The organism is Alcanivorax sp. IL2, assembly GCF_047495475.1.
In the GTDB taxonomy this organism is placed as follows: Bacteria; Pseudomonadota; Gammaproteobacteria; order Pseudomonadales; family Alcanivoracaceae; genus Alcanivorax.
In genome coordinates, this window is the sequence record NZ_CP179932.1 from 2,347,443 (window position 1) to 2,373,142 (window position 25,700).

Sequence of the window (25,700 nt, forward strand, 5' to 3'; positions counted from 1 at the left end):
AATGAACGAGCACATCGAGACGCCGGAAAATAAAGACCTTCCCCCGTCGTTGCTGCCCTATGGGTTTGCCCGGCGCTACGGTGTGCTGTTGCGTGAAAAAGATGGCCATCGCGAGTTGTGCTACCGCAAGGATGTGCCGCTGTCCGCTCTTAGTGAGGTTCAGCGTTATATAGGACGGTTGCCGGCGCTGGTGCCCATGGATGAGGCTGCTTTTACCGCTGCCATGGCCATCGCCTACGAGCAGCAGCGCGGCGCTGCTGCGGAAGCGGCTGGTGACCTGGAAGGACTGGATCTGGCCAGCCTCGCGGATTCATTGCCGGAAACCTCCGATTTGCTGGAACAGGAAGATGACGCGCCGATTATCCGGTTGATCAATGCCCTGTTGCAGGAAGCCATCCGCGAGGATGCTTCCGATATCCATATTGAAACCTTCGAACGGCGCCTTGTGGTTCGCATGCGGGTCGATGGGGTATTGCGTGAAATACTCACCCCGAAACGGGAGCTGGCGCCACTGCTGGTTTCGCGTATCAAGGTGATGGCACGGCTGGACATTGCCGAGAAACGGATTCCCCAGGATGGCCGTATCTCCCTGAGAATTGGCGGCCGTGACGTGGATGTGCGGGTGTCCACCATGCCGTCCAGTAATGGAGAGCGGGTAGTGCTGCGCCTGCTCGACAAGCAGGCAGGGCGACTGCAGCTGTCCCATCTGGGCATGGGCGATGTGTGCGACCAGCACATGCGCGAACTGATTCACAAGCCCCACGGCATTATCCTGGTGACCGGCCCTACCGGGTCCGGTAAGACCACGACGCTGTACGCCTCACTGGCGGATCTCAATGACAGCACCCGTAATATTCTCACAGTGGAAGATCCCATCGAGTACCAGCTCGAGGGGATCGGCCAGACTCAGGTCAACACCAAGGTGGATATGACCTTTGCCCGCGGGCTGCGCGCCATTCTGCGCCAGGACCCGGACGTAGTGATGGTGGGTGAAATCCGTGACCTGGAAACCGCTGAAATTGCCGTGCAGGCATCACTGACCGGTCACCTGGTGCTGTCTACACTGCATACCAATACTGCCGTGGGTGCCATGACCCGGCTGCAGGATATGGGCATCGAGCCATTCCTGCTCTCCAGCTCCCTGCTCGGGGCCCTGGCACAGCGACTGGTGCGTGTCTTGTGTGATGACTGCAAGACACCGTATCAGCCCAGTGCCAGCGAATTGAGAATGATGGGGTTGCCGGAAGGGGAATCCTGTACGCTCTATCATCCAAATGGTTGCGATGCCTGTAACCAGCAGGGCTACCGCGGGCGAACCGGTATTTACGAACTGGTGCTGATTGATGAAACCATGCGCCAGCTTATTCATGACCAGGCCGGCGAACTGGCATTGAACCGACACGCCCGTACCCTCACCAGTGGCATCCGCGAGGATGGCTGGCGTAAAGTACTGGCTGGACACACCAGTGTGGAAGAAGTATTGCGTGTGACCCGCGAAGACTGACCGGACCCCTGATCCATGCCTGCATTCGAATACCGATCCCTGGATCACAGGGGCAAAATCAAGAAAGGCACGCTGGAAGCCGACAGTGCTCGCCAGGTGCGTCAACAGCTCCGTGACAAGGGCTGGGTTCCCATTGAGGTCAATGAGGCCCAGGACAGCAGCAGTTCTGCCGGCCTGGGGCGCTTTTCCGGTTCCGGCAAGCTCAATGGCGCCGAGCAGGCATTGTTGACCCGCCAGCTGGCCACTCTTCTCAAATCCGGCCTGCCCGTAGAGCAGGCCCTGTCGGCGGTGGCCAAGCAGGCTGCCAATGACCGCATCGAACGGATTATCCTGGCGGTTCGCGCCAAGGTGCGCGAGGGCTTCAGCCTGGCCCACAGCTTCGAATCCTTTCCTCGGGCTTTTCCGGAAATGTACCGGGCCACCGTGGCGGCCGGCGAGCAGAGCGGCCACCTTGAGCAAGTCCTCGAGCAATTGGCCGATTACCTGGAAACCCGCCATGACACCGGCCGCTCGGTGGCTCAGGCGATGATCTATCCGGCCTTTATCATGGTGTTTGCCACCATTGTCATCATGCTGATGATGACCTTTGTAGTGCCCAAACTGGTGGCTGTGTTCGAAGGGCGTGAACAGACGCTGCCGCTATTGACCCGCATTGTCATGGCACTCAGTGATTTTGCCCGCGACTGGGGCTGGCTGCTGTGCTTGCTGATTGTTGTCGCGGTGGTGGCTTTCATGCGAGCCATGCGTGACCCGGCATTCCGCCTGCGGGTGCATCGCCGCTTGGTGACCATGCCGATGGTGGGCACCATGCTGCGGGCCGCGGACAGTGCCCGCCTGGCAAGCACCCTGGGGATTCTCGGCCGTTCCGGCGTGCCCCTGGTGGATGCCCTGTTTATTGCCGCCCAGGTGGTGGGTAACCTTGAAGTGAGAAACGCGGTCAAGAATGCCGCCGCCAAGGTCCGTGAGGGCGGCAGCCTGAGCCGTGCCCTGGATGCCAGCGGCTATTTCCCGCCCATGCTGGTACAGATGATTGCCAGCGGTGAGGCCAGCGGTGAGCTGGATCATATGCTCACCCGGGCCGCGGATTATCAGGAACGAGAACTGAGTAGCACTGTCAGTACTATGGTGGGTCTGCTGGGACCTATCATGCTGCTGTTCATGGCGGGAGTGGTGGTGCTTATCGTGTTGTCGGTCATGTTGCCCATCATGCAAATGAACAATTTACTAGCCGGATAGGTGGAAGAATGAAAACGAAAGGCGCCATGTCAGGGTTTACCCTGCTGGAAATTATGGTGGTAGTGGCCATTATCGGCCTGCTGGCCGCAGTCATCGTGCCCAATGTGATCGGGCAGGGCGAGGGGGCCAAAGTGGACCTGACCAAGGCCAATATGGGCAAGATTGTCCAGCAGTTGGACCTCTACAAGTTCAACAACGGCAGTTATCCCACCAGTGAAGAAGGGCTCAATGCATTGGTTGAGCGCCCGGCGTCTGCCCGCAAATGGCCTGACGGCGGCTATCTGTCCAGCGTGCCCGAGGATGCCTGGAATAATGACTATGTGTATATCTCTCCCGGTGTCGAAGGGCCCTTCGATCTGCTTTCCCTGGGCGCCGATGGGGTAGAGGGTGGTGAAGGTACTGATGCGGACATCAACTGGCGCGACATTCAGTAATATGCGCCTACGCCCCGTCGGTCAGGCCGGATTCACGCTACTGGAAATCATGGTGGTGGTGATGCTGATGGGGCTGCTAACGGCGGTGCTGGTATCCCAGGGAAACTGGACCAGTGATGACCGCCAGCTCGAAGAGGAAGCGGCCCGCCTGGAAGATACCCTGGCGCTACTCAATGAGCGCAGCCTGTTCTCTGGCCAGTTGCTGGCCTTGCGGCTGGAAACCACCGGCTGGACTCCACTGGCCTACGACAGAATTGAGGGTGATTTTCTGCCCGTGGATGATACGGCACTGAAGGCTCACAGACTGCCGCCTTCACTGGAGCTGGTTTGGGAGCTTGATGATCTGGGTGAAGATCAGGCCAGCCTGAGTGAGGTGGCCGAAACCCTGGTGCAGGACGATGTAATGGCCGGGTCGGGCAAGGCATTGCTTGATGACGAAGAAAGCGACGGCTCCGATCAGGACGAGGCGGTTTTTCCCCAGGTGTTTTTCTTCCCCAGTGGTGAAGTCTCGCCGCTGACAGTGACGCTTCGTGCCTATGATGATGTGGAGGCCGAGCAACGTTTGCGCGTTTCCGCACTGGGCCAGTTCAGTGATCCTGACGCCGGGGATGACGAGGAGGGCGAGCAGTGAGACGTGGACATCAGGGCTTTACGTTGGTCGAAGTGCTGGTCGCCGTGTCCATCCTGGCCCTGGTGATGGTGACCCTCGGGCAGAGCATGGGCGCCACCGCGCGGGCCTACACCAATATCAACGAAACGCATCTGGGATTTCTGGTGGCGTCTGACAAGCTGGTGGAAATGCAGGTGTATCAGCAATGGCCCACTACCGGCACCTCTGACAGTGAAGTCACCCGTAACGGTCGTGATTGGTGGATAGAAACCACCATTTCCGAAGGTCCTTATCCGGATACCCGGCGTGTGGATATCGAAGTGGGTCCGCTTCAGGGTGACGACAAGGGTGGCATGGCCTACCGCTTGGCAAGTTTGATCGGCAAGCCGGCGTCATGATGACAGGGCGCGCTGCGATCAAAGGCTTCACGCTGCTGGAGATGGTTGTCACTATCGCCATCTTTGCGTTTATCTATGTGTGGGTAGCCAGCTTCCTCGGCAGTGCGCTGCAGGGCCGTGAGCAACTCAATGCCAACGCCAGCATCATGGAGCGCAACCAGCGCGCCATCACCTACCTGACCCTGGATTTCGAGCAACTGATCAGCCGCCCGGTCCGCGATCCCTATGGCGACCCGCAACCCGCCATTATCGGCCGCGACAATTACGTGGAATTTACCCGACTTGGCTGGTCCAACCCCTTCGGGCTGCGTCAGCGCAGTGAGATGCAGCGGGTTATCTATACGCTGGAAGACGGCAAACTCTATCGTCGTTACTGGCCAGTGCTGGATACCAATGTGGCCACCGAATATCAGCAAGATGTGCTGATCGACGATGTGGCCCGGTTTACGGTGCGTTATCTCGACAAGACTCCACAGGGAGAGTGGCAATGGCTGGAGCTGTGGCCGGATGTGGCCCTGGCTGCGGTTCCCGTCTGGCAGCAGCGATTACCGAAAAGCATCGAAGTGGAAATTGAGCTGGAAGATGGCGATACCATTCACCGTTTCTACCGTACGGTGGTGAACCCGTGGACATGACAGCCAGCAAGCAACATGGTGTGGCTCTGATTATCGTGCTGATGCTGTTCGCCATCCTCAGTACCATTACCCTGGAAATTGTTTTCCGGCAGGATCGCTTCCTGACCCGGGCAGATAACTTGCTGCAGTGGGATAAGCGCTATCAATACGCCATGGCGGCAGAGGTGGTCGCCCAGCAGGGGCTGATCGATGATCTGGATGATGATCGCAACAACAATGCCATGGTGGACGACTGTGTCGAAGAGCAGTGGGCTGTGCAGTTGCCGCCCACCCCCTATGACGACGCCATGCTCAGCGCCAGCGTCCAGGATTTGCAGGGGCGTTTTAACCTGAACTGGCTGATTACGACATCCGGCGGACAATTTATCCGAAACCCCGAAGCCATCACTCAGTTGACCCGCCTCATCGAACAGACGTTTCCGCCCGAAGCCAATCCCTCACGGCTGGCCAATGAAATGGCTGACTGGCTGGACAGCAACAATATTGTAGACAGTGTGGAAGGGGCAGAAGATCCGGAGTACCGAAACCGACGTACGCCTAATATGCCTGTGTCGCACGAGTCAGAACTGCGCGCACTGCTCAGTTTTCGGGTCAATAGTCAGCCCGCTGAATCGCTGGTGTGGGGCCTGTTTACTGCATTACCGCAAGGCACTACCTTGAACGTCAATACTGCGCCACCGCAGGTATTGGATGCGGTGATTGGCAGCGTGGCTGGCACAGGGGCAGTCAAAGCAGTAATAGAGGAACGCAAGAAGGCCCCCATAACGGCAATCAGTAATTTAATGCAGGAACCCGCTTTCAATGGCCTTAACGCCAATCAGAAAAACGATCTTGCCAGTCTATTGGGTGTCAGCAGCGAGTATTTTCAGGTAATGGTAAATGTGGAAGTGGATGGCCAGCTCAGTCGACTGGTCAGCCGCCTTCATCGGGCCAATGGCCAAGGGAAAACAACCTCCGTGTTCAGTCGTCAGGTCAGTCCACTGCTGACGCCACTCGAACCGGCGTGCAATCCCTTCTACAATGCTGACGGTACCTGACAAAAGCCAGATGTGGCTCCGCAATTGTGTGGCACATGCTGAAGAATAATGATGGAAGGACGGATTAGCGTGGCAGATGCTCCCTTGATTTACCTTGCCGGCGCCGGGGAAACCGAATGGCAACCGGACAGCCCGGTGCTGTACCAGTACCGCAACGGTGAAACCGTACAATGGCTTGCCCTGGGTGAGGCGCTGGCTGCCTGCCAGGGCAGCAAAGTCGCTGTGGTTGTCAGTGTCTCCTGTGCAAGGCTGACCCATGTCACTCTCAGCCGCAAACAGGCACGCCACCTCCAGCGAGTGCTTCCTTATTTGCTGGAAGAACAGCTGCTCGATAATCCGGATGACCTCTGGTTCGTTTCCCGCAAGGGGGGCGGCGACGACTATCAGGTGTCGGCGGTGCGTCGCGAACTGATCACCAACCTCAAGCAATGGGCGGGGGAGGCCGGTGCCCACCTGGCCTCATTACAAGTCGATGCGGATTGCCTGCAGGCCGTGCTGCCGTTGACTGCAGACCTGGGAAATGGCCAGCAACTGTTGTTAATTGACCGGGAGCAGGGGCTGGTTATTGACGAAGACCAGCAGGAAGCGTTTGCCCCGCTGTTGGGTGACAGCCTGGATCAGGCCCGTCAGGTCGACCTGCAAGTCCTGTTTGCCGACCTGCGCCATCGCCACGGACAGGAGCTGCTTACCGGCCCTTACATGCCACGCCAAAACCGCAGGGAAAGTGCGCTGCTAGGGCCCTGGCGTCCGGTTGCCTACCTGGCAGCGGCTGTATTTCTGGTGGCCGTGGTGGCCGTTTGGGTCCAGCAGTGGCGTTATCAACGGGCGGCGGATGCCGCCCTGGCGCAAGCCAAGGATCGCTATGAGCAACTGTTCCCCGGAGACAAGGCAACCTCTGCACTGAATCGCCAGTTTCAGGGGCGTCTGGCTCGCCTTGGTGGTGGTGCGGATGGTGGCGGTGCGGCCTTTTTCCCGCTGCTGGCGCCGGTAGCGCAGGTCCTCAAGGACATGAAGGTGGAGCCCAAGCGACTCCAGTATGATCAGCGCCAGAATGTGTTGCTGGTAGATGTGGGGGCCAAGGATTACGCCCAGCTTGAAGCCCTGCAGAACGCCATAAGGAAGCAGGGAGGCAATGCTTCCATTGCCAATTATCGCAACGGCGCCCAGGGCGTCAGTGCGCGGATCAAGGTGGAGCAGCCAGGATGACATCTGCTGAATTGAAGAAACTGGCTTCCGAACGCTGGTCGCAGCTGGAGCAGTGGTATGCCAGCCGAGAAGCCCGCGAACAGACGGTACTCAAAGTGCTCGCCGGGGTGGCGGTTTTCGTGGTGCTGTATTGGTTGATCTGGGCGCCGTCACTGGCTGCCAGGGATCAAGCCCGCCAGCAATACGTGGCTAACATGCAGACCCTGGAATGGATTAACGCTAACAGCGGTGCGGTGCAGGCCGCCCGTGCCGGCAGCAACAGCAATAGCCGTTTGCCCGACAACTGGGTCAGTGATGTGAGCCGCAGTGCGGATGATTTTGGCCTTACCCTGAAAGGCTTTTCCCCGGATGGCAATCGCTCAGTCCGTATCCAGCTTGAAGAACAGCCTGCCGCCCAGACCGTGCTCTGGTTGCAGTCCCTGCAAGAGAAGGGGGTGCAGCTGGGGAACCTGGAAATGACGCCGGGAGGCAAATCCGGCACTGCAACCGTTCGGGCAACTCTGCAGCAATAATATGACGCTTCGCCTCCTTCTGGCTTTCAGTACGCTGATTCTCGCCGCTACGGTCGACGCTCAGTGTCGCTTCGACCCTCTTGACCGCGGCCGAGTGGTGAAAATTTCCGGTGCCCAGCTCCCGGCTGCATCCGCAATGGAGCTGTCGGCCCTGTCGGTAATGCGGGTTGAGCGGGGGCGTTTTGTCCCGGTGGCCTATCAGTTTGATGAAATGGACCAGAAGGGCATGGTCTGGTTTGAGGACTCCGGCTTTGCGCTTGCCGGTTCACCGGGCCAGCTGGATGCAGATGACCAGCTTTTGATGATGCTGACAGATGCCGGGCCGCACGCTCCGGAGGGGCTCGAGCCTGAACAGGGAGAAGTGATCAGCGAACTCACCGTTGCCGATAGTTGCCATTTTTATCTGGTGCGAGGCAACAATGAGCGTAGTGGCAATTATTATGTGGCTCACGATGTTGATAGCGGGGAAACCCGTACAGCGCTCTATCGGCTGGACGTGGATCCAGACAACGAACTGAATTGGCATTATCTCGGCTACCGCGGGTATCAGGGTGAAGGCTCCATCATTGATACCTTGAAGATGCGCATGAGCGCAGGGGTGCTGTCCCGGTTTACCCGCATGACACTGGATAACCATAATCTGCGGCCGAAACGTGTGGGATTTTCTGTGGGGCCGATCCGCTCGGTCATGCACCTGCGCACCCGGGTAGTGCTTGCTGGCATTCCCGTCATGACCATCCAGGTGCAGGCCATGCGTTATGCATCTCACTATGAAGCTCACACCTATGCCAAAATTCCGGACCTTTACCGGGCCACACTGAAAGAGCCGGAAGTGTCGGTGACGGTAGATGGGAATAATCAGTCAGGTGCCGCTGTGTACACAGCGAATTTTGTCGATAATCCGGTCATTGTTGACGGCAAGGCGGATGATCAGGCCTTTGCAGATCAGACCATGACCATGGATGCCAACTGGATCCTGTTTGACAGCAAGCGTGATTTTGCGTTGCTTACCCATCTGACCGTTCCTGATGAACTCATGGAAACGCCGTTGGCGCTGATTTATCAGGATGATGCTTCGCTGGCCGTTGAGCCCGAGCAGTTCCCCGGCCAGTGGCCCAACCTGGGATACTCTCTGCACGGGTGGCCGCAGCCGGAAGAGCTGCGGTTTACGGTGAGCCTGTATTTCGAGGATGGACTGGAAGGGTTTGCGGCGGATGAGTTCGCGCGTCAACGATCTGCCGTGGTGCCTGTTCAGATCAATCAATGAGAGGGTGTGGAATTTACCTGGTCATGTGTCCCGCACCCTCTTTCTCCCCACCGTCAAGACGGCGTTTGTGGTTAGAAAGGTCGGTCCGGTACCAGCGAAATAGCCTCTTCACGGGTCAACGGTAACCATATGTCCCCTTTGACCGTGGCGTTTCTGGCCAGGAAGGCGGAGTTCAGCGGAAACTGGGCCGTAAATCCGTAAATAATCAGACCAACACGATCCCCGTCCTCCAGCGGCTGACTTACCGCCGGCAATTCCATGTTATGGATGCCCTTTTCCGGTAGCGGCGTGAGTTGTTCGCTGGCAACGTGTACCCGCCGGCGGTTGGCGTGCTGAATCCCAACCCCCACAAACACCGGCATGCTTTTACCGCCGGAAGTGCCGGCCAGGTTCAGATCAATGCGCGGCTTGCCCAGCAGGACTTCATCATCGCCACGTGCCACATAAAGGGGAACAAATTTGGGTCGCCCGAAGCCGCCATTGGGCTTCAATTCTCGCAGGTCGGCACCAGGCCACATGGCACGGAACATGTCACCACCGATATCGAAGCCGGCCATCAGCCACTCGAAGGCACCAGCCAGGGGAATGGTCACGCGGGTAGGGGAGAGACTATAGCGGCTACCGCCATCCATAATCCCGCCGCCTTCCATGGCAAGCCCCCGGTCGCTGGTTACATTGATACAGTATTGCGGCACGCTGGGTTCTTCGCCGCGCAGTTTTTCGTCCCACCAGTTAATGATGGTGTCCACGGTGGTCTCGCTATAGTCGCCGCAGTGCACCATGTCATCGGTCTGGTAGAAGGGGAGCCAGCCGCGCCATTTCTGGATAGGCCAGGGCATCACATGGCCGCTTTCCAGGCCGATGATTCTGGCGTCACGGCCCTGTGCCTGCCAGCAGTCGTAGTTCATTTCTGCCTGCTGAAAAGGGAACAGGCTGTCGCTGAAGCCCTGGATAAAGAGGGCATCGGCATAGGGTGTCTTGCCCTGGTCGCAGAAGCTGGCAGCGCTGCGTTCGTACATCAGCGTCTGCATGTCTCGGCTGACAGTGCCATCGAAGGCGCTGCGCCAGGGGTCGGCAAACATCTCGCCGATATCAAAACCGCTATTGATTCCGCCAAAGCCAAGTAATACTGCGCCCCAGGCAGTGCGAAATTCGCCATTGGGGGCGATACTGTTCATGTCGTACCAGCCGGTGAGCGGAACCAGAGCTTTCAGGCGAGGCTCGGTAAATGCCGCCAGGGTTTGCAGGCCGGCACCGTAGGACTCGCCGATCATGCCGATGGCGGGGCTGCCGTCTTCCAGGCGTTTAACGCCGGGCAGATGGGACAGTGACCAGTCGATCACCTGACTCAGGTCTGCCACTTCATAATCCGGGTCCATCATATGCACTCGGCCGTCGGACTGGCCCCAGCCACGCTGGTCATAGAAGACCACCCAGTAGCCGGCTTTCCAGGCGGCAATGGCAGCTTCACCGGTGAGAATGGCCTTGCCGTAGACTGATAGTGGCCGCTTGGCGCGGAAGCCGCCAAAGCCATGGGTGGCAATCACCAGTGGCGCACTCTGGCCGCTTTGCAGCTCCGGTTGATATACCGTGGCGGCCAGTTTCTTGCCGTCCCGGGTCGGGATGCGAACCTGGTAGTAATCGGCTTCCAGGGCTTGCCTGGCAAAACGATCATTGGTGTTGGGAAGTGTGGTGGTACAGCCGGTAATGGCGATGGCGCCCAAAAAAAGGGCTATCGACATGAAGAGCGGTCGCATGGCGCTACGTCCTCTGTTTATTATTCTGGTTTATGCTTGTGGGGTGCTATGAAAAAAACAGTACAAAAATGCCCGATCGCTGCCACTTTAGTGTGGTTCTTCTACGCTGTCACGGCTGTATTGCTTTCCGTGCTGATCAGTTGGGCGCTGTACAGCCAGGCCAATTATGGGTATGGCTTCTGGTATCAGCAGCTCGATATCGGTGCACACATCGAAGAGTACGGCCCACAGAATCGCTTCCGTTATGGTTTTGAGCAATTGCCGAGCGAGCAACACCATCGGGCATTCGAGCAAATCCGCGATGCCGTTCACCAGCAGGGCGAAGGCCTGGCAGATATTCACTACACGCTACCGGGCAGGGCACCGATACCGCTTCTGCATGACGCAGAGGTCCGTCATTTGCAGGATGTGGCAGACCTGATTGATATCGGGCGCTGGTTGATGCTGGCCCTGGCGTTGCTGTGGCTGCCGCTGGCCGTGCTGTGTATCCACCTGGGGATACCGCCCATGCGGCAGCGCATGGGGATAACTGTTTTCGGGGTAGGGGCTGTGATAGCGTGGTTGGCCGTTGCCGGGCCGACTCAGGTTTTCTATCAGTTACACGTGTGGCTATTTCCTGCCGAAAATGAGTGGTTCTTCTACTGGCAGGATTCGCTAATGAGCACCTTGATGAAGGCGCCGGTATTGTTCGGGGGAATTGCCGCGGCAATCGCTATTGGGGCGCTGTTGCTGATACCGGTGTTGTACTGGTTAGGGCTGCGGCTGTCGAAAAACATCGTCAAACAAGAATCAGGTCATGGGCATTGAAGTACTGACTGCTGACGCGCAGGGCAGCGAAAACCTGCAGCGCTGGGCGGCCATGGGGCTGCCTGTGCCGCCAAGCTGGCGGGTGGGCCGGGATGTGGTGCAGGACAGCTCCCCGGAATCGCTGGCACAACAACTGCGCGCCTTGCCGCGCATGTTCAGCGAAGAGCGTTATTGGGTCCTGCAACAGGGGCCGATGAATCCGGATTCGCGCCGTGAAAGCTTGCTCAATCTGGACTCCGATGAGTCTCTTGCGGCGGCCTTGCGCAGCATCTTCCAGCGAGAACAAGGGCCGGATCATGTAGTGATTCAGGCATTGCCACGGCAGCAGGCCGCCGGTGTACTTTTTACCCGCCACCCGTTAAGGCAGGACCTGCCCCATATGGTGGTGGAAGGGGTGCTTGATGGAAGCAGCGAGCGCCAACGGCTGATCTTCGATGATGATGGCCGTCTGGTGCATGCCTCCCACGAGGAGCTGGCCCTCGGTGACCAGGTGGGCGCGCCACTGTTGCGCGAGCTCCATGAGCGGCTTAAACAAAACTTCCAGCGCCCTCAGGCCGGTGAATGGGTCTTTGATGGGCAGCAATTGTGGCTGTTGCAAACCTTGCCGGTGGGCTCACTGCCCATGCCCAGGGAGGCATGGACACGCCGGGCAGGGAACGGATTGTTCACTCAGGTGGAAACGCCATTGTGGTATACCCTGGCAGGGCGCTGGCTGAAAACCGCGTTCTGGGAGCCACTGGTTGTCCGTGAGGGGTGGCAATCGCTGGCCAAGGTTGAACCTTACCGTCGCCAGCATAGCCACCTGTACACCAACTGTGCATTTTTCCGTGAGCTGCAAAGTCAGCATGCAGGGGCCAGCCGCTTCCTGCCACCGGCATGGCAACAGCTTGAGGGTCGTGCTGATCCGGTTACGGGCAGCCACCTGGCGGACAGATTCACGGTTTACCGGCACCAGCTGACGCTGGCCAGGGTGAGCAGGGATTTGAAGCGCTGGCAGCAGCCGGCCGCTACCCAGGAAGGGCTATGGCGCGCCTTCATGCAGCTTGACGGCATGGGCGAACGACTGAGCGGCGTGGAGGGGGAGACCGGATACCTGGCCTTGCCTGACCGCAGCTGCCGCTACACGGCGCCTTTTCCTCTGGAAATGCTGGTTACCGGTGCCGAGAAAGGTGCCATCGATGCTCTGGTGGCTGAGCGGCCCGAGGCATTAAGGGAAACCGGTCTGCGCCCGGGGGCTGACCCGGTCCACGCGCCACTGAATGAAAGCCCTGCACAGGCCGGCAATCTCAATGGTTTGTATGCCAGCGCCACAGGGGATCTGCCCGCCTGTGCCGAGCCCTCAGTGGACGATGCTCGCTGGTTGTCACTGGCTCGCCAGGCCCGTGGCCTGCGCTTTGCGATCGGCAACCGGCTGCGTGCTCTGCTGCGCGCCATGGGGGCGGTGGCGGTGAATCAGGGGCGGCTGCAACATCCGGATGATATTTATTTTCTGTACTTCGATGAACTCTGGCAGCTCTGGATGGGGCAACAATTGCCTGCCAGTGCCAGTCGGGAAGTGATTGGCGACCGCAAATTACGTTACCTGGATGACGGTTTGCAGGGTGCGCCGGACTGGAAAATGGACCAGATTGGTTACGGTTTTGGCGGCGGCCAGCGCCTTAGTCCGTTACTGCGCGGCTTGCCGCTGGTGCCGGGCAGGGTAGAGGGGCCGATACGGCGGGTGTGTAGCGCCTGGAGCCTGAATCGGATCTGCCCCGGGGATATTGTCGTCGTCGATCAGGTGGAGCCTGCCTGGTTGCCTTGGCTGGTTCAGGCGGGGGGGCTGGTTATCGCCGAGAAAGACCCTTGCAACGGTGCAGCCAGCCTGGCGGTCAGCTATGGGATTCCTGCCATCTGGTCCGCCAGTGATGTGATGCACAGCGTCCAGGATGAGCTGATTGGTCATCTGGATGCCACCCAGGGCAGTCTTGATGTGTCCGCGAAGATTGCCGAAGATTGAACAGGTATCGTCTCACCATGCGGCCATGCCATGAACAACGATAATAATCAGCAGGAAGAAGATACCCGCCCCTTTGTGGCGCCCTGTCACAGCATTGCCCCGTCGGCGCCTTTGCGCTGGTTGCGCAAGGGCTGGCAGGACTTTCGTGCCGCACCGGGGCCAAGCCTGATCTATGGTTTTATCATGGTCGGCCTGAGCTATCTGATCACGGCCGCCACCTGGTGGTTTGGCAATATGGGTCTCTACCTGGGGTTGATTTCCGGGTTTGTCTTTCTCGGGCCGATTCTCGCCCTGAATCTCTACGATATCAGTATCCAGATCCAGCAGGATCAGACCCCGACACTCAAGGAAAGCCTGCGCCAAGCCCGGCATTGCATGGGAGATGCACTGACCTATACCGTGATAATGATTGTGGTGTTTCTGATCTGGGCGCGGGCGGCGAACCTGATTTATATCTTCTACCCGGTGAATGAATGGCACTGGAATGACATCCTGCTGTTTTTCGGGGTGGGTAGCAGTGTCGGTGCGGTTTTCTGCGCCATTATCTTTACCGCCAGCGTGTTCTCGCTGCCGATGATCATGGATCGTCGTACGGATATGGTGACAGGCGTGATTACCAGCATTAATGCGGTATTACGCAACAAGCTGGCGCTGTTTGTGTGGGCCTGCCTGATCGGGGTGTGTTTGCTGGTGGGCCTGCTGACGGCCTATCTGGGCCTTGCTGTGCTGCTTCCGGTGCTCGGCTATGCCACCTGGCATGGTTATCAGGAATCCATTGATGCCAGCGACTGGGAGCCCCGTTTCGAGCTCCCGCCTCAGCGCCGCTGAAGACTGCGGTTGTGGAGCGCCTTAAAGGCGCTCGCCCAGCGCGTCAGCCTTGTTCTTCGTCCATATAGCCCAGCAGATGCGGCACCATCCGCTCAATCTCCTTGCGGGTCATTCCCTTGCGGGCGGCATAGTCGTCCATCTGGTCCTTGGCCAGCTTGCCGGTGCCGAAGTATTTGGCCTCGGGGTGTGAGAAGTACCAGCCGGACACCGCCGCCGCGGGCAACATGGCGTAGCTTTCTGTCAACGTCATGCCGGCATTGTGTTCCGGGTCCAGCAGCTCCCACAGCAAGGCTTTCTCGGTGTGGTCCGGGCAGGCCGGATAACCGGGGGCAGGGCGGATGCCCCGATATTTCTCGCTGATCATGTCCTGATTGCTGAGTGCTTCGTCATTGGCATAGCCCCAGTACTCCTTGCGGACTTTTTCGTGCATGCGCTCAGCCAACGCCTCGGCAAGACGATCCGCCAGGGCCTTGAGCATGATCGAGGAGTAGTCGTCGTGATCTGCCTCGAAGCGAGCCACGTGTTCGTCAATCCCGCTACCTGCGGTAACGGCGAAGCCGCCGAGCCAGTCAGTGAGGCCGGTTTCCTTGGGTGCGATAAAGTCACTGAGGCAGAAATCGGGTTTGTCGTTCTTGGTCCGGTCTAGCTGCTGACGCAGGTGATGAAGGGTCATGAAGGCCTCCTCATCACCGGGGTTGCGGTACAGCTCGATATCATCCATGACTGAGTTTGCTGGCCAAAAACCTATTACAGCACGGGCAGTTAGCCACTTTTCTTCAACGATTTTCTCAAGCATTACCTGGGCGTCACGGTAGAGTTTGGTGGCTTCCGTGCCCACCACCTCGTCTTCCAGGATGCGCGGGAATTTGCCAGCCAGTTCCCATGACCGGAAGAAGGGCGTCCAGTCGATGCGCTGAACCAGATCTTCCAGGGGATAGTCGTCGAACACCTTCAGGCCTTTTACTTTTGGCTCAGGCGGGGTGTAGCTGGACCACTCTGGCTGGAAGCGATGCTGCCGGGCCTGCTCGATGGAAATCAGACTGCGATCCACCTGCTGCTGTTTGCGACGCACACGCAGGCCTTCGTAGGTTTCCTTGAGCTCTGCGACATAGTCGGCCTTGGCGGTCTTGGAAAGCAGCTTGGAGGCCACGCCCACAGCCCGGGAGGCGTCGGCCACGTGAACCACCGCCTCCTGGTAGGCAGGATCGATTTTTACGGCGGTATGGATGCGACTGGTGGTGGCGCCGCCGATCATCAGCGGCAGGTTCATGCCCAGGCGCTGCATTTCGCTGGCCACATGGACCATTTCTTCCAGTGACGGTGTGATCAGGCCGGACAGGCCGATGATGTCTACCTTCTCGGCCTTGGCGGTTTCCAGGATCTTTTCGCAAGGCACCATGACGCCCATATCCACCACATCGTAGCCATTGCACTGCAGCACCACGCCAACGATATTCTTGCCGATGTCGTGGACATCACCTTTCACCGTGGCCATGAGAATTTTGCCGTTGGCCTCGTCCTGGGTGCCCAGCTCTTCCTTTTCCTTTTCCATGTAGGGCAGCAGGTACGCCACGGCTTTCTTCATCACCCGGGCGGATTTGACCACCTGGGGCAGGAACATCTTGCCCTCGCCAAACAGGTCACCGACCACGTTCATGCCATCCATGAGCGGGCCTTCGATCACGTGCAGGGGGCGGGCGGCATTCTGACGGGCCAGCTCGGTGTCTTCTTCCACGTAATCGGCGATGCCTTTCACCAGGGCATGTTGAAGGCGCTTTTCCACTTCCCATTCGCGCCAGGCCAGGTCTTCCTTCTTGACCTTCTCTGCACCGCTGCCACGGTATTTTTCTGCCAGATCCAGCAAGACCTCGGTACCGTCCTCGCGCCGGTTGAGGACCACATCCTCCACGGCGTTGCGCAGCTCCTCGGGAATATCCGAGTACACCGCGAGCATGGTCGGGTTGACGATACCCATGTCCATGCCGTTCTTGATGGCGTAGTACAGAAACACTGCGTGAATCGCTTCCCGGACGGTGTCGTTGCCGCGGAAGGAAAAGCTGACGTTGGACACCCCACCGGAAATCATGGCGTGGGGCAGGGTGCGCTTGATATCGCCTACTGCTTCGATGAAGTCCACGGCATAGTTATTGTGCTCTTCGATGCCAGTGCCGATGGCAAAGATATTCGGGTCGAAGATGATGTCTTCCGGCGGGAAGTTCACGTCTTCGGTGAGCAGCTTGTAGGCGCGGGTGCAGATCTCCACCTTGCGTTCGCGGGTGTCAGCCTGGCCTTCTTCATCAAAGGCCATGACGATCACGGCGGCGCCGTAGCGGCGCAGCAGGCGCGCCTGATGCAGGAAGGCGTCTTCGCCTTCCTTCATGGAGATGGAGTTCACCACCCCTTTGCCCTGGATGCATTTGAGACCCGCTTCGATCACCTCCCACTTGGAGGAGTCGATCATGATCGGCACCTTGGAAATTTCCGGTTCCGATGCCACCAGGTTGAGGAACTTAACCATGCACTCGGCGGATTCCAGCATCCCCTCGTCCATGTTGATATCGATGATCTGAGCGCCGTTCTCCACCTGGTCACGGGCCACATCCAGGGCGGCGTCGTAATCATCTTCCTTGATCAGGCGCAGGAAACGCTTGGAGCCGGTCACATTGGTGCGCTCGCCCACATTGACGAAGAGGGAATCCTTGCGGATGGTGCAGGGCTCCAGACCGGACAGCCGGCAAGCTACCTCAATCTCGGGGAGCTGGCGCGGCGGCAAATCTTCCACGGCCTCAGCCATGGCGGCAATATGTTCCGGCGTGGTGCCACAGCAGCCGCCGATGATGTTGAGGAAGCCTTTTTCTGCCCAGCCACGAATTTCCTTGGCCATGGTGGCCGGGTCCAAATCGTACTCCCCCATTTCATTGGGCAGCCCGGCGTTGGGGTGGGCGGACACATAGGTTTCGGAAATCCGGGACAGCTCTTCGATGTAGGGGCGCAGCTCCATGGGGCCCAGGGCACAGTTCAGCCCGACACTGATCGGCCGTGCGTGGCGCAGAGAATTGTAGAAGGCCTCGGTGGTCTGCCCGGTGAGCGTGCGTCCGGAGGCGTCAGTAATGGTGCCCGAGAGCATCACCGGCAGGTCCAGGCCATTCTCGTAGCAGTACTGATCCACCGCGAATACCGCTGCCTTGGCGTTCAGGGTATCGAAAATGGTCTCGATCAAAATCAGGTCGATACCGCCTTCCACCAGGCCATCCAGCGCTTCCAGGTAGGCTTCGACCAGCTTGTCGAAGTTGGTGTTGCGGAAGCCGGGGTCGTTCACGTCCGGGCTGATACTGGCGGTTCGGTTGGTGGGGCCGAGTACGCCGGCCACATAGCGTGGTTTGTCCGGGGTAGAAGCTTCGTCAGCAGCCTGTCGGGCCACGCGGGCGGCCGCCACATTGATCTCCCGCGCCAGATCCTGCATGTCGTAGTCGGCCATGGCGATGGACGTGGCGTTGAAGGAGTTGGTCTCGATGATGTCAGCGCCGGCGTCCAGATAGCCCTTGTGCAATTCCTTGATCCGCTCCGGCTGGGTCATGCAGAGCAGGTCATTATTGCCTTTCAGATCACTGGGCCAGTCGGCAAAGCGGCTGCCCCGGAAGTCTTCCTCGGTGAACTTGCAGCCCTGGATCATGGTACCCATGCCACCATCCAGAATCAGAATGCGTTGTTGCAATTGGGCGGTCAGGGGCGCACGCACGCTCTTGGGCATTGAAGACTCCGACAGGACAGCAAATGTGACCGCGCATTATACCGGCCAGCCCGACAGATACCCAGACATGAGCATGGATTGATAGGAAATCGGAGCCCTGAGGGCCTTGAGACTGGTCACGGACGCGTGAAGGTTTCATTATGTGCAGCAAGCCGGTGGCTGGGTGGGGCGTCTGCCTCGTTTTCGCCAGGTGAAACCTTTGTAAAATCCTGCTTCGCCAGATCGATGCATCTTGGGCTGAACGCAGGAATCGGCATAATTCGCGCTCACTGGATGAGGAGTACGTTTAATGGATCAATATCTGTCTCAACTTGAAACCTTTGCCAACGAAAACCTGATGCCCTACGCCTGGAATATCATCGCGGCGCTGGTCATCTTTATTGTCGGTAAATGGATCGTGGGCAAACTGGCCGGCTGGCTTAGCCGGGTGATGGACAAAAAACTGGATACGGAAGTGGCCAAGTTCCTTGGCAATATCATCCATGTGCTGCTGTTTGTCTTTGTCATTATTGCCTCTCTGGATCAGCTGGGCGTGCAAACCACATCCCTGGTTGCCATTCTTGGTGCCGCCGGCCTGGCCGTTGGCCTGGCGCTAAAGGATTCCCTGGGCAACTTCGCCGCCGGGGTGATGTTGATCATGTTCAAACCGTTCCGGGTCGGCCATTACGTGGAAGCGGGCGGCACCTCCGGCACCGTGAAGGAAATCCGTATCTTTGCCACGGTCATGAACAGCCCGGATAACAAGGTGATCACCGTGCCGAACGGGTCAATCATGTCCGGCAATATCACCAATTATTCTGAATTGCCTACCCGCAGGGTAGATATGGTGTTCGGTGTTGCTTACGATGCGGACCTCTCCGTGGTGAAGAAAGTCCTGGAAGAGGTACTGGCTGCCGATGAGCGGGTTCTGAAAGATCCGGCTCCGACCATTGTGGTAGGCGAGCTGGCTGATAGCTCTGTGAACTTCCTCTGTCGTCCTTGGGTGAAGAGTGCGGACTACTGGCCGGTACTCTGGGGCACCACGGAAACCGTGAAACGCCGCTTCGATGAAGCAGGGATTGGCATTCCGTTTCCGCAGATGGATGTGCATCTGGACAAGAGTGAGTAGAGGAGAGATTCATGCGCAGTAAGTATCTCGCTGCCATGCTGATTGCCACCGGTTTGCCGGTGGTATCGGCAGCGGCCGAGGAAGGCACCAGCGAAGCGAGCAAGTGGTCCGGGGATGTGTCTCTTGGTCTGCTGTTCAAGCGCGGCAACACGGATTCCGATTCGGTGAATGCCCACGTTAATGCAAGCCGTGACAGTGCTTTATGGCGTCACCATTTCAAGGCAGATGCCAACAACGAAAAAGAGCGCGACCCGGATACGGAAGATTATACCCGTACCGATGAGAACTACTTTGCCTCTTACAAGCTTGACCGCAAGCTTGGCGAAGAATCCCGGAACTACCTGTTCAATGTCGTTACCTATGAGAAAGACAACTTCTCCGGGTTTCACTACCAGGCCAGCTATGCTGTTGGTCTGGGTCGTCGAGTCATTGAACGTGATGCCCACACGCTGGATCTCGAAGCCGGTCCCGGTTATCGCGTTCAGTGTCTGGAGCCGGAAGATTCTTACGGCGACTGTGCCGATACGGAAGAAAGCGCGATTGCCCGTTTGGCATTGAAGTATCACTGGAAGATCAGCGAAAACGCTGAATTCAAGGAAGAGATCAGCAGCGAAGTGGGTGAGGATTCCACCAGCACCCGCATGGAAACGTCCCTGACCAGTAAGATCAACAGCCATTTCGCCCTGCGCTTACGCCACCTTCTTGAGCATGAATCCAAGGTGCCGGCAGGCAGCAAAGAGACGGATCATCAGGTTAGTGTAGGTCTGGTTTATACGTTCCTGTAATACGCAGCATGCTTCACGCTGCAGATAACAAAAAAGCCCGCCTCAATGTGAGGCGGGCTTTTTTTTGAGCAGGAGACTGGCTCACTCTGCAGAAACGCCCAGGGCGCAAATAAAAAAGGGGAGCCGAAGCTCCCCCTTTTTCTGATCAGCTGACTGATCAGCCTTCTTTCAGGGCGGTGGTGATATCCAGCACCGCACCTTTGCCGTCGCCGAACAACATCAGGGTGTTGTCCTTGGCGAACAGCGGGTTGGGCAGGCCGGCAAAACCGGCGCTCAGGGAGCGTTTTACCACAACCACGGTCTTGGCTTTGTCCACGTTAAGGATGGGCATGCCGTAAATCGGGCTGCCTTTGTCTTCGCGGGCCATGGGGTTGGTTACGTCGTTGGCGCCCAGCACGATGGCTACGTCGGTCTGCTCGAAGGTAGGATTGATGGTATCCATGTCCTTGAGCTTGTCGTAGGGCACTTCGGCTTCCGCCAGCAGTACGTTCATGTGACCGGGCATACGGCCAGCAACTGGGTGGATGGCGTATTCGACTTCGATACCCATCGCTTCCATGGTGTCCGCCATTTCGCGGACCGCATGCTGAGCCTGAGCCATGGCCAGGCCAAAGCCGGGCACGATGACAACGCGGCGTGCGGTTTCCAGCATCATGGCAACTTCGTCTGCAGAGGTAGACTTCACCTTGCCAGCATAGACTTCGTCTTCATCCATGGCTTCGCCGGCTTCCGCCATCACACCGAACAAAACGTTGGTGAGGGAGCGGTTCATGGCTTTACACATGATGCTGGTCAGGATCAGACCAGACGCACCGACCAGGGAACCGGTGATGATCAAGGCACTGTTGCCCATCACGAAACCGGCAGCGGAGGCTGCTACGCCAGAGTAGGAGTTCAGCAGGGCGATAACCACCGGCATGTCTGCACCACCAATTGGCAGCACCAGCAACAGGCCAAGAACCATGGCAGCAGCCACCAGACCCCAGAACACCATCTCATTGCCCGGATTGGCAACCAGGTAACCGATACCGACAATGGAGCCGATGAACAGGACAGCATTGACCAGCTTCATGCCGGGGAAGCCCATGGGCTTGCCGTCGATCAGTTCCTGCAGCTTGGCGAACGCGACCAGGGAGCCGGTCAGGGTGACCGCACCGATCAACACGGCGGCGCCGGTAGCAATGATGGACACTGTGTCGTTGGCAGAGCCGCGGAAAAACTCGGCGGAAGCCACGGAAAAGGACGCACCACCACCAAAACCGTTGAGCAGAGCGATCATCTGCGGCATGGCAGTCATCTGCACCTTCTTGGCCATAACGGCGCCAATCAGGCCACCGACCACTACGCCGGCAATGATGACTTCATAGGTAACAATATGCTCGTTGAGCAGGGTAACCACGGCGGCAACACCCATACCGGCAGCAGCCAGCAGGTTCCCGCGCACGGCAGTTTTCGGCTTGGTCAGCCCCTTGATGCCCACCACAAACAGGCAGGCGGCGATCAAGTAGGCGATATCAATCCAGTTCTGCATGAATTACTTCCTCTTGAACATCGCCAGCATTCGATTGGTGACCATGAAGCCGCCAATCACGTTGATGGTGGCCAGCACCACAGCGATAAAGCCCAGCACGTTGATCAGCATGCCGGAGTCGGAACCGGCGGCGATCAAGGCGCCCACCACGGTAATACCGGAAATCGCGTTGGAACCGGACATCAGTGGGGTGTGCAGGGTGGGCGGAACCTTGGTGATCAGTTCCACACCGAGGAAGATCGCCAGCACAAACAGGGTTAGTTGGGCTACGAAATCCATTATTTCTCCTCCTCCTTGGTGGCGTCGGAGTCCGCATCGGCGGATTCGTCTGCCTCGGGCTCAGGTTTAGCCAGAGCGGGCAGGCCGAGCAGGTCGCGCAAGCGAGCCTGTGGGACGTCGCCATTGTGGCTGACCACGGTTTCGGCAACGATCTCGTCTTCGAAGTCCAGTTGCAGATCGCCGTTGTCGTCCAGCAGCAGGTTAAGCAGGTTTTCCATGTTTTTGCCGAACATCTGGCTGGCATGGAATGCTACGGAGGAGGGTACGTTCTCCGGGCCGACGATGGTGACGCCGTGCTTAACAACGGTTTTGCCGGATTCGGTCAGATCACAGTTGCCGCCACGTTCTGCGGCCAGATCCACGATGATGGAGCCGGGTTTCATGGCCTTGACCATGTCTTCGGTGACCAGAATCGGGCTTTTGGCGCCGGGAACGGCAGCGGTAGTGATCACCACATCCATTTCCTTGATGACTTCTGTCATCAGCTCGCGCTGACGCTTGAGGAAGTCTTCGCCCTGAGCCTTGGCATAACCGCCTGAACCTTCGGCTTCACCGGTATCCAGGTCCAGCTCTACCGGCTTGGCGCCAACAGACAGGATCTGTTCGCGGGCAGCGGGCCGAACGTCATAGGCTTCGACCACGGCACCCAGGCGCTTGGCGGTAGCACAGGCCTGCAGGCCTGCCACACCAGCACCCATTACGAACACGCGGGAGGCGTTCATGGTACCGGCAGCGGTCATGTTCATGGGGAACATGCGCTGGGATTCGTTGGCGGCCAACAGGACGCATTTGTAACCGGCAATCATCGCCATGGAAGAGAGAACATCCATGGCCTGGGCGCGAGTGATCCGCGGCACCAGTTCCAGAGCCAGGCCAGTGACTTTCTTGTCAGCCAGGGTCTGGGCAAATTGCGGGTTGGCCAGTGGATCGGTCATGCCGATAACGATCTGGCCTTGCTTGAATTTCTCCAGATCTTCATTGCCGTTCTGGGTGTTGCTGCCAGGCGTTTGCACCTGCAGTACCACCTGAGCGGAAGCGAAGATTTCGTCGCGATCAACCAGTTTGGCGCCGGCAGCTTCAAACGTGCTGTCCGGGTAACCGGCAATATCACCGGCACCACGCTCGATGATGATCTCGACACCTTGTTTTTTCAGCAGTGCGCTGACATTGGCAGGCGTTATAGCAACGCGCTGCTCGCCAGGGCAGATTTCCTTGGGAACACCGATAATCACCTGCGTTACCCCCGTCTGTGGTTCGCAAATAATCGGCTATCAGGGCGGCAGAGTTGGCAACCCGGCGCCTGAAAGCCTCGTTAAACGGTCGCTTCGTGGGAGCCGACCGACAAGAGCCTGTCTCAGGCCCTTGCGTCCCGAGTGTGCTGGAAACGAGGTGGCCGGCTGGCCGTTACTGTCATCCATCACACTGCGAAGGTCGAATACCGCCGGTGGACCCGATACTGCAATCTTTGCAGTGAGGCAAACCGGAGCACGATCTCCGTCGGTGGCGCAAAGGCCTGAAACAGGCTCTCAGCAGGGTGCTAACCTTATTGTGGCTATGCCACCTTGGCAAATGACAATTCGTTATCGCACCGATAAGCGGGTGATAAACCCGCATTTTTGTCACTTTCTGAGCAATTAATCTACCGGACTGATGGTTTTTTGATCAACCAGGATCACGTCAGCTTCTTCCTGCATGTGAATAAAGGGCTCAAGAATGGTGTTGCCCCGTACTTCCGCTTCAATAACGTGCAAAAAGGTGTAGGCGCCGAGCAGCTTGCGGGCCAGGAAGATAAATTCCTTGGGCGGCACGTCAAAGTGCAGTGACAAGGCATTGCGGCTGGCGCGATTCATGACCCGATTGGGCAAGTCGCTGTTGCCCCAGCAGTATTCCCCTTTGTCATTGAGGACTTCTGCCGGTGGTGGATAGCGGTCCGGGTCCTGCAGCACTTCAATGGCTTCAAAGCACAGCGAACAAAAGTCATCCAGCAGCCGGCGCGGGGCGCCACGAGCCAGAAAATCCAGGGCGTTAAGGGCGCGCACCAGGCGGTCGCCATCGTGATGGAAGGAGGCGCGAATCATTTCCCGGCCCGGGCCCAGCACCTCGTTATCAAAGTCACGAATGGCGCCGAAATCCAGCAGTACGATCTGGTCGTTTTCCGGACTGTCACCAAAACGCAGCAGATAGTTACCGAAATTCGGGTCGGTCTGCATCTTGTTCCATTCGAATACTTCCCGGCAGCACAGCTCCATGATGGCGCGACCGATAAAATTGCGCCGCTCCTGGGACAGCTTCAGCACGGATGGGTCCGTGACGCTGATGCCGCGCTCGAAGGTCATGCACATGATGTTGTGGCTGGAGTATTCCGTGACGATTTCCGGCACCACAAAACGGGTATCTTCGGCCAGCACATGTCGGAAATGGCGAGTGGTATGAGCCTCCAGATCGTAATCCACTTCCCGCTGCAGCATTTCGCGTACTTCATCGAGCCACAGATTGAATTGCTCGGTCATGGGAACCAGGCGGCTCAGCTTGAGCAGGCGCACCAGAGCGCGCATGTCTGAATCAATGGCATCGGCTACGCCGGGGTACTGGATCTTGAGCACCAGCTCCTTGCCGTCGGATTTGCGGATGGCCTTGTGGACCTGGGCCAGGGAGGCGGCGCCCAACGGGGTTTCCTCGATCTCCAGCTCCGCCATTTTGACTTCGCCGAGCTCTCGCTTGAGGTGGCGCTCAATGGACGGCCACTCCAGGGCGGTCGTCTGGTTTTCCAGCGTATGCAGGGCCGTGGTCACTTCCTCGGGCAGGAAATGCTCGCCGAACAGGGCCATCATCTGGCCAATCTTGACCACAGAGCCTTTCAGCCTGCCCAGTTCATCCACCAGCTCCTGGGCACGGGCGGACAGGTTCTCCTTGCGGCGAGCCTCACGCTGGTCTTTTGGGGTAAAGATGGACCCGGCACTGGCGGTCGCATACTTGGCACCGGCCAGAAATCCGGCCTTGGCCATGGAAAAGCGTCGCTCTACCGAGCCGGTCTTAACCCGTTTTACGGTTTTTCGTGTCATAGTCGCGAAGAAGCTCCGTTTGCCATCCTGAACGCCGGTGGCATTCTAGCCGTTATTGAATACCGGGTCATTGATGTACCGAAAGTCACGGTTCGATTTTGTTTGTATCTGGAGAGGTAAGTCAGCATGGGAAGAACCTGGGTGTTGTTGCGGGGCCTGGTTCGTGAGCAGAGGCACTGGGAGAACTTTCCCGAGCAGTTTCAGGCCAGTGTGCCACAGGATCAGGTGGTAACGGTGGATTTGCCAGGAAATGGTCGTTTCTGCCAGGACCGGAGCCCCACGCGGGTTGCTGCAATGGTCTCGCATCTTCGTGAACAGCTGGTCGCGCAGGGCCATCAGGGGCCTTATCACCTGGTGGCGCTGTCACTGGGGGGCATGGTGGCGGTGCAGTGGCTGTGCCAGGCACCACGTGAGGTGGCTTTTGCGGGCCTGATCAACACCAGTGCCAGCCGTTACAGTCCGTTCTGGCGACGCTTGCGGCCGGCGAATTACCGGCGCCTGTTGAGTGACGCGGTGTTCAGCCGTGACCGGTTGCGCAAGGAAACGGCCATCCTGGAAATTACCTCCAATCTGCGCGAGCAGGCCTTTCTTCATCAACTGGCACAAGCCTGGTCCGACTATGCCCGCGAACAGCCCGTGTCGTTGCGCAACAGCCTGAGACAGCTACTGGCGGCCATGCGTTTTCGCGCTCCGGCTGCATTGCCGGAGAGCGTGCCCGTGCTGATTATTAATGGGGCAGGGGACCGCCTGGTCAGCCCGGCATGCTCACAGACCCTGGCCCAGGCATGGGATCTGCCCATGAAATCCCACCCCCAGGCGGGTCACGACCTTCCCCTGGATGCCCCGCAATGGCTGATCAACACCCTGATCGAAGGGGTAACAGATTTCGCTGTTTAGTGTGTTGACCGTTTTACCCGGTGCGCCTAGCGTTATCACAGAACCCATGAGTTCTGT

General features: G+C 58.3%; 22 protein-coding genes. 16 read left to right on the forward strand and 6 right to left on the reverse strand.

Going from position 1 to position 25,700, the window contains the following annotated elements:
* Position 1 precedes the first annotated feature (1 nt).
* From gspE to ACMG4N_RS11020, 10 genes are all read left to right on the forward strand, one after another.
* Entirely contained in the window at positions 2–1,504 is a 1,503-nt protein-coding gene (gene gspE / locus ACMG4N_RS10975; RefSeq protein WP_297763640.1) for a type II secretion system ATPase GspE, read from the forward strand.
* Between the two features lie 15 nt (positions 1,505–1,519).
* Positions 1,520–2,740 carry a type II secretion system inner membrane protein GspF gene (gspF, locus tag ACMG4N_RS10980; RefSeq protein WP_297763642.1) on the forward strand — a complete coding sequence of 407 codons (1,221 nt, stop codon included), beginning with the start codon at positions 1,520–1,522 and terminating at the stop codon, positions 2,738–2,740.
* 8 nt (positions 2,741–2,748) lie between these two features.
* A complete protein-coding gene (gene gspG / locus ACMG4N_RS10985; protein ID WP_297763645.1) occupies positions 2,749–3,174 on the forward strand; it encodes a type II secretion system major pseudopilin GspG in 426 nt (141 codons plus the stop codon).
* A gap of 1 nt (position 3,175) precedes the next feature.
* Positions 3,176–3,805: a type II secretion system minor pseudopilin GspH gene (gspH, locus tag ACMG4N_RS10990; protein WP_297763648.1), complete on the forward strand. Its 630-nt coding sequence runs from the start codon at positions 3,176–3,178 to the stop codon at positions 3,803–3,805.
* On the forward strand, positions 3,802–4,182 hold the full coding sequence (gene gspI, locus ACMG4N_RS10995; RefSeq protein ID WP_297763652.1) for a type II secretion system minor pseudopilin GspI: 381 nt from the start codon (positions 3,802–3,804) through the stop codon (positions 4,180–4,182). Before gspH ends, gspI begins: the two co-directional genes overlap by 4 nt.
* Positions 4,179–4,817 carry a type II secretion system minor pseudopilin GspJ gene (gene gspJ / locus ACMG4N_RS11000; protein WP_297763656.1) on the forward strand — a complete coding sequence of 213 codons (639 nt, stop codon included), beginning with the start codon at positions 4,179–4,181 and terminating at the stop codon, positions 4,815–4,817. Before gspI ends, gspJ begins: the two co-directional genes overlap by 4 nt.
* Positions 4,814–5,854, forward strand: a complete 1,041-nt coding sequence (gene gspK, locus ACMG4N_RS11005; RefSeq protein ID WP_297763659.1) for a type II secretion system minor pseudopilin GspK — start codon at positions 4,814–4,816, stop codon at positions 5,852–5,854. The genes gspJ and gspK overlap by 4 nt, the downstream gene beginning before the upstream one ends.
* A 69-nt stretch (positions 5,855–5,923) precedes the next feature.
* A complete protein-coding gene (gspL, locus tag ACMG4N_RS11010) occupies positions 5,924–7,060 on the forward strand; it encodes a type II secretion system protein GspL (protein ID WP_297763662.1) in 1,137 nt (378 codons plus the stop codon).
* Positions 7,057–7,572, forward strand: a complete 516-nt coding sequence (locus ACMG4N_RS11015) for a type II secretion system protein M (RefSeq protein WP_297763665.1) — start codon at positions 7,057–7,059, stop codon at positions 7,570–7,572. The genes gspL and ACMG4N_RS11015 overlap by 4 nt, the downstream gene beginning before the upstream one ends.
* Position 7,573: 1 nt before the next feature.
* Positions 7,574–8,839, forward strand: a complete 1,266-nt coding sequence (locus ACMG4N_RS11020) for a hypothetical protein (protein WP_297763667.1) — start codon at positions 7,574–7,576, stop codon at positions 8,837–8,839.
* 71 nt (positions 8,840–8,910) lie between these two features.
* On the opposite strand, the gene ACMG4N_RS11025 is transcribed toward ACMG4N_RS11020, so the two are convergent.
* Positions 8,911–10,596: an alpha/beta hydrolase gene (locus tag ACMG4N_RS11025; protein WP_297763670.1), complete on the reverse strand. Its 1,686-nt coding sequence runs from the start codon at positions 10,594–10,596 to the stop codon at positions 8,911–8,913.
* Positions 10,597–10,644: 48 nt separating this feature from the next.
* On the opposite strand from ACMG4N_RS11025, the gene ACMG4N_RS11030 reads away from it, so the two are divergent.
* The 3 genes from ACMG4N_RS11030 to ACMG4N_RS11040 are packed head-to-tail and all read left to right on the forward strand — an operon-like array spanning position 10,645 to position 14,230.
* Positions 10,645–11,403, forward strand: coding sequence for a DUF1461 domain-containing protein (locus ACMG4N_RS11030; protein WP_414431643.1), 759 nt, complete (start codon positions 10,645–10,647; stop codon positions 11,401–11,403).
* Complete coding sequence (locus ACMG4N_RS11035; RefSeq protein WP_414431644.1) at positions 11,393–13,402, forward strand: PEP-utilizing enzyme; 2,010 nt, start codon at positions 11,393–11,395, stop codon at positions 13,400–13,402. The genes ACMG4N_RS11030 and ACMG4N_RS11035 overlap by 11 nt, the downstream gene beginning before the upstream one ends.
* 30 nt (positions 13,403–13,432) lie before the next feature.
* Positions 13,433–14,230, forward strand: a complete 798-nt coding sequence (locus tag ACMG4N_RS11040; RefSeq protein ID WP_414431645.1) for a DUF2189 domain-containing protein — start codon at positions 13,433–13,435, stop codon at positions 14,228–14,230.
* A gap of 43 nt (positions 14,231–14,273) precedes the next feature.
* Here ACMG4N_RS11040 and metH read toward each other — a convergent pair whose 3' ends face one another.
* Positions 14,274–17,981: a methionine synthase gene (gene metH / locus ACMG4N_RS11045; protein WP_414431646.1), complete on the reverse strand. Its 3,708-nt coding sequence runs from the start codon at positions 17,979–17,981 to the stop codon at positions 14,274–14,276.
* 289 nt (positions 17,982–18,270) lie between these two features.
* Here metH and ACMG4N_RS11050 point away from each other — a divergent pair, with 289 nt between their 5' ends.
* Positions 18,271–19,089 carry a mechanosensitive ion channel family protein gene (locus tag ACMG4N_RS11050; protein ID WP_297763683.1) on the forward strand — a complete coding sequence of 273 codons (819 nt, stop codon included), beginning with the start codon at positions 18,271–18,273 and terminating at the stop codon, positions 19,087–19,089.
* An 11-nt stretch (positions 19,090–19,100) separates the two neighbouring features.
* Positions 19,101–19,874 carry a YdiY family protein gene (locus ACMG4N_RS11055; RefSeq protein WP_414431648.1) on the forward strand — a complete coding sequence of 258 codons (774 nt, stop codon included), beginning with the start codon at positions 19,101–19,103 and terminating at the stop codon, positions 19,872–19,874.
* 157 nt (positions 19,875–20,031) lie between these two features.
* Here the strand turns inward: ACMG4N_RS11055 and ACMG4N_RS11060 are convergent, their stop codons facing one another.
* From ACMG4N_RS11060 to ACMG4N_RS11075, 4 genes are all read right to left on the reverse strand, one after another.
* Entirely contained in the window at positions 20,032–21,405 is a 1,374-nt protein-coding gene (locus ACMG4N_RS11060; protein WP_035244441.1) for an NAD(P)(+) transhydrogenase (Re/Si-specific) subunit beta, read from the reverse strand.
* A gap of 3 nt (positions 21,406–21,408) precedes the next feature.
* The gene (locus ACMG4N_RS11065) at positions 21,409–21,684 is read right to left on the reverse strand and encodes an NAD(P) transhydrogenase subunit alpha (protein ID WP_035244439.1); all 276 of its coding nucleotides are present in this window, start codon (positions 21,682–21,684) and stop codon (positions 21,409–21,411) included.
* Positions 21,684–22,916, reverse strand: coding sequence for a Re/Si-specific NAD(P)(+) transhydrogenase subunit alpha (locus ACMG4N_RS11070; RefSeq protein ID WP_297763691.1), 1,233 nt, complete (start codon positions 22,914–22,916; stop codon positions 21,684–21,686). Before ACMG4N_RS11070 ends, ACMG4N_RS11065 begins: the two co-directional genes overlap by 1 nt.
* 402 nt (positions 22,917–23,318) lie before the next feature.
* Positions 23,319–24,746 carry an ABC1 kinase family protein gene (locus tag ACMG4N_RS11075; protein ID WP_297763693.1) on the reverse strand — a complete coding sequence of 476 codons (1,428 nt, stop codon included), beginning with the start codon at positions 24,744–24,746 and terminating at the stop codon, positions 23,319–23,321.
* Positions 24,747–24,872: 126 nt separating this feature from the next.
* Between ACMG4N_RS11075 and ACMG4N_RS11080 the strand changes: the two genes are divergently transcribed.
* Positions 24,873–25,643, forward strand: a complete 771-nt coding sequence (locus ACMG4N_RS11080) for an alpha/beta fold hydrolase (RefSeq protein WP_414431651.1) — start codon at positions 24,873–24,875, stop codon at positions 25,641–25,643.
* Positions 25,644–25,700: the final 57 nt, after the last annotated feature.

Coding starts and splice junctions, on each gene's coding strand:
- ACMG4N_RS11035 (WP_414431644.1), top strand. CDS start 11,393: ATGGGCATTGAAGTACTGACTGCTGACGCGCAGGGCAGCGAAAACCTG.
- ACMG4N_RS11060 (WP_035244441.1), bottom strand. CDS start 21,405: ATGCAGAACTGGATTGATATCGCCTACTTGATCGCCGCCTGCCTGTTT.
- ACMG4N_RS11080 (WP_414431651.1), top strand. CDS start 24,873: ATGGGAAGAACCTGGGTGTTGTTGCGGGGCCTGGTTCGTGAGCAGAGG.
- ACMG4N_RS11030 (WP_414431643.1), top strand. CDS start 10,645: ATGAAAAAAACAGTACAAAAATGCCCGATCGCTGCCACTTTAGTGTGG.
- gspE (WP_297763640.1), top strand. CDS start 2: ATGAACGAGCACATCGAGACGCCGGAAAATAAAGACCTTCCCCCGTCG.
- gspG (WP_297763645.1), top strand. CDS start 2,749: ATGAAAACGAAAGGCGCCATGTCAGGGTTTACCCTGCTGGAAATTATG.
- ACMG4N_RS11065 (WP_035244439.1), bottom strand. CDS start 21,684: ATGGATTTCGTAGCCCAACTAACCCTGTTTGTGCTGGCGATCTTCCTC.
- ACMG4N_RS11055 (WP_414431648.1), top strand. CDS start 19,101: ATGCGCAGTAAGTATCTCGCTGCCATGCTGATTGCCACCGGTTTGCCG.
- ACMG4N_RS11075 (WP_297763693.1), bottom strand. CDS start 24,746: ATGACACGAAAAACCGTAAAACGGGTTAAGACCGGCTCGGTAGAGCGA.
- gspJ (WP_297763656.1), top strand. CDS start 4,179: ATGATGACAGGGCGCGCTGCGATCAAAGGCTTCACGCTGCTGGAGATG.
- ACMG4N_RS11050 (WP_297763683.1), top strand. CDS start 18,271: ATGGATCAATATCTGTCTCAACTTGAAACCTTTGCCAACGAAAACCTG.
- gspF (WP_297763642.1), top strand. CDS start 1,520: ATGCCTGCATTCGAATACCGATCCCTGGATCACAGGGGCAAAATCAAG.
- ACMG4N_RS11040 (WP_414431645.1), top strand. CDS start 13,433: ATGAACAACGATAATAATCAGCAGGAAGAAGATACCCGCCCCTTTGTG.
- gspH (WP_297763648.1), top strand. CDS start 3,176: ATGCGCCTACGCCCCGTCGGTCAGGCCGGATTCACGCTACTGGAAATC.
- ACMG4N_RS11020 (WP_297763667.1), top strand. CDS start 7,574: ATGACGCTTCGCCTCCTTCTGGCTTTCAGTACGCTGATTCTCGCCGCT.
- gspK (WP_297763659.1), top strand. CDS start 4,814: ATGACAGCCAGCAAGCAACATGGTGTGGCTCTGATTATCGTGCTGATG.
- ACMG4N_RS11015 (WP_297763665.1), top strand. CDS start 7,057: ATGACATCTGCTGAATTGAAGAAACTGGCTTCCGAACGCTGGTCGCAG.
- metH (WP_414431646.1), bottom strand. CDS start 17,981: ATGCCCAAGAGCGTGCGTGCGCCCCTGACCGCCCAATTGCAACAACGC.
- ACMG4N_RS11025 (WP_297763670.1), bottom strand. CDS start 10,596: ATGCGACCGCTCTTCATGTCGATAGCCCTTTTTTTGGGCGCCATCGCC.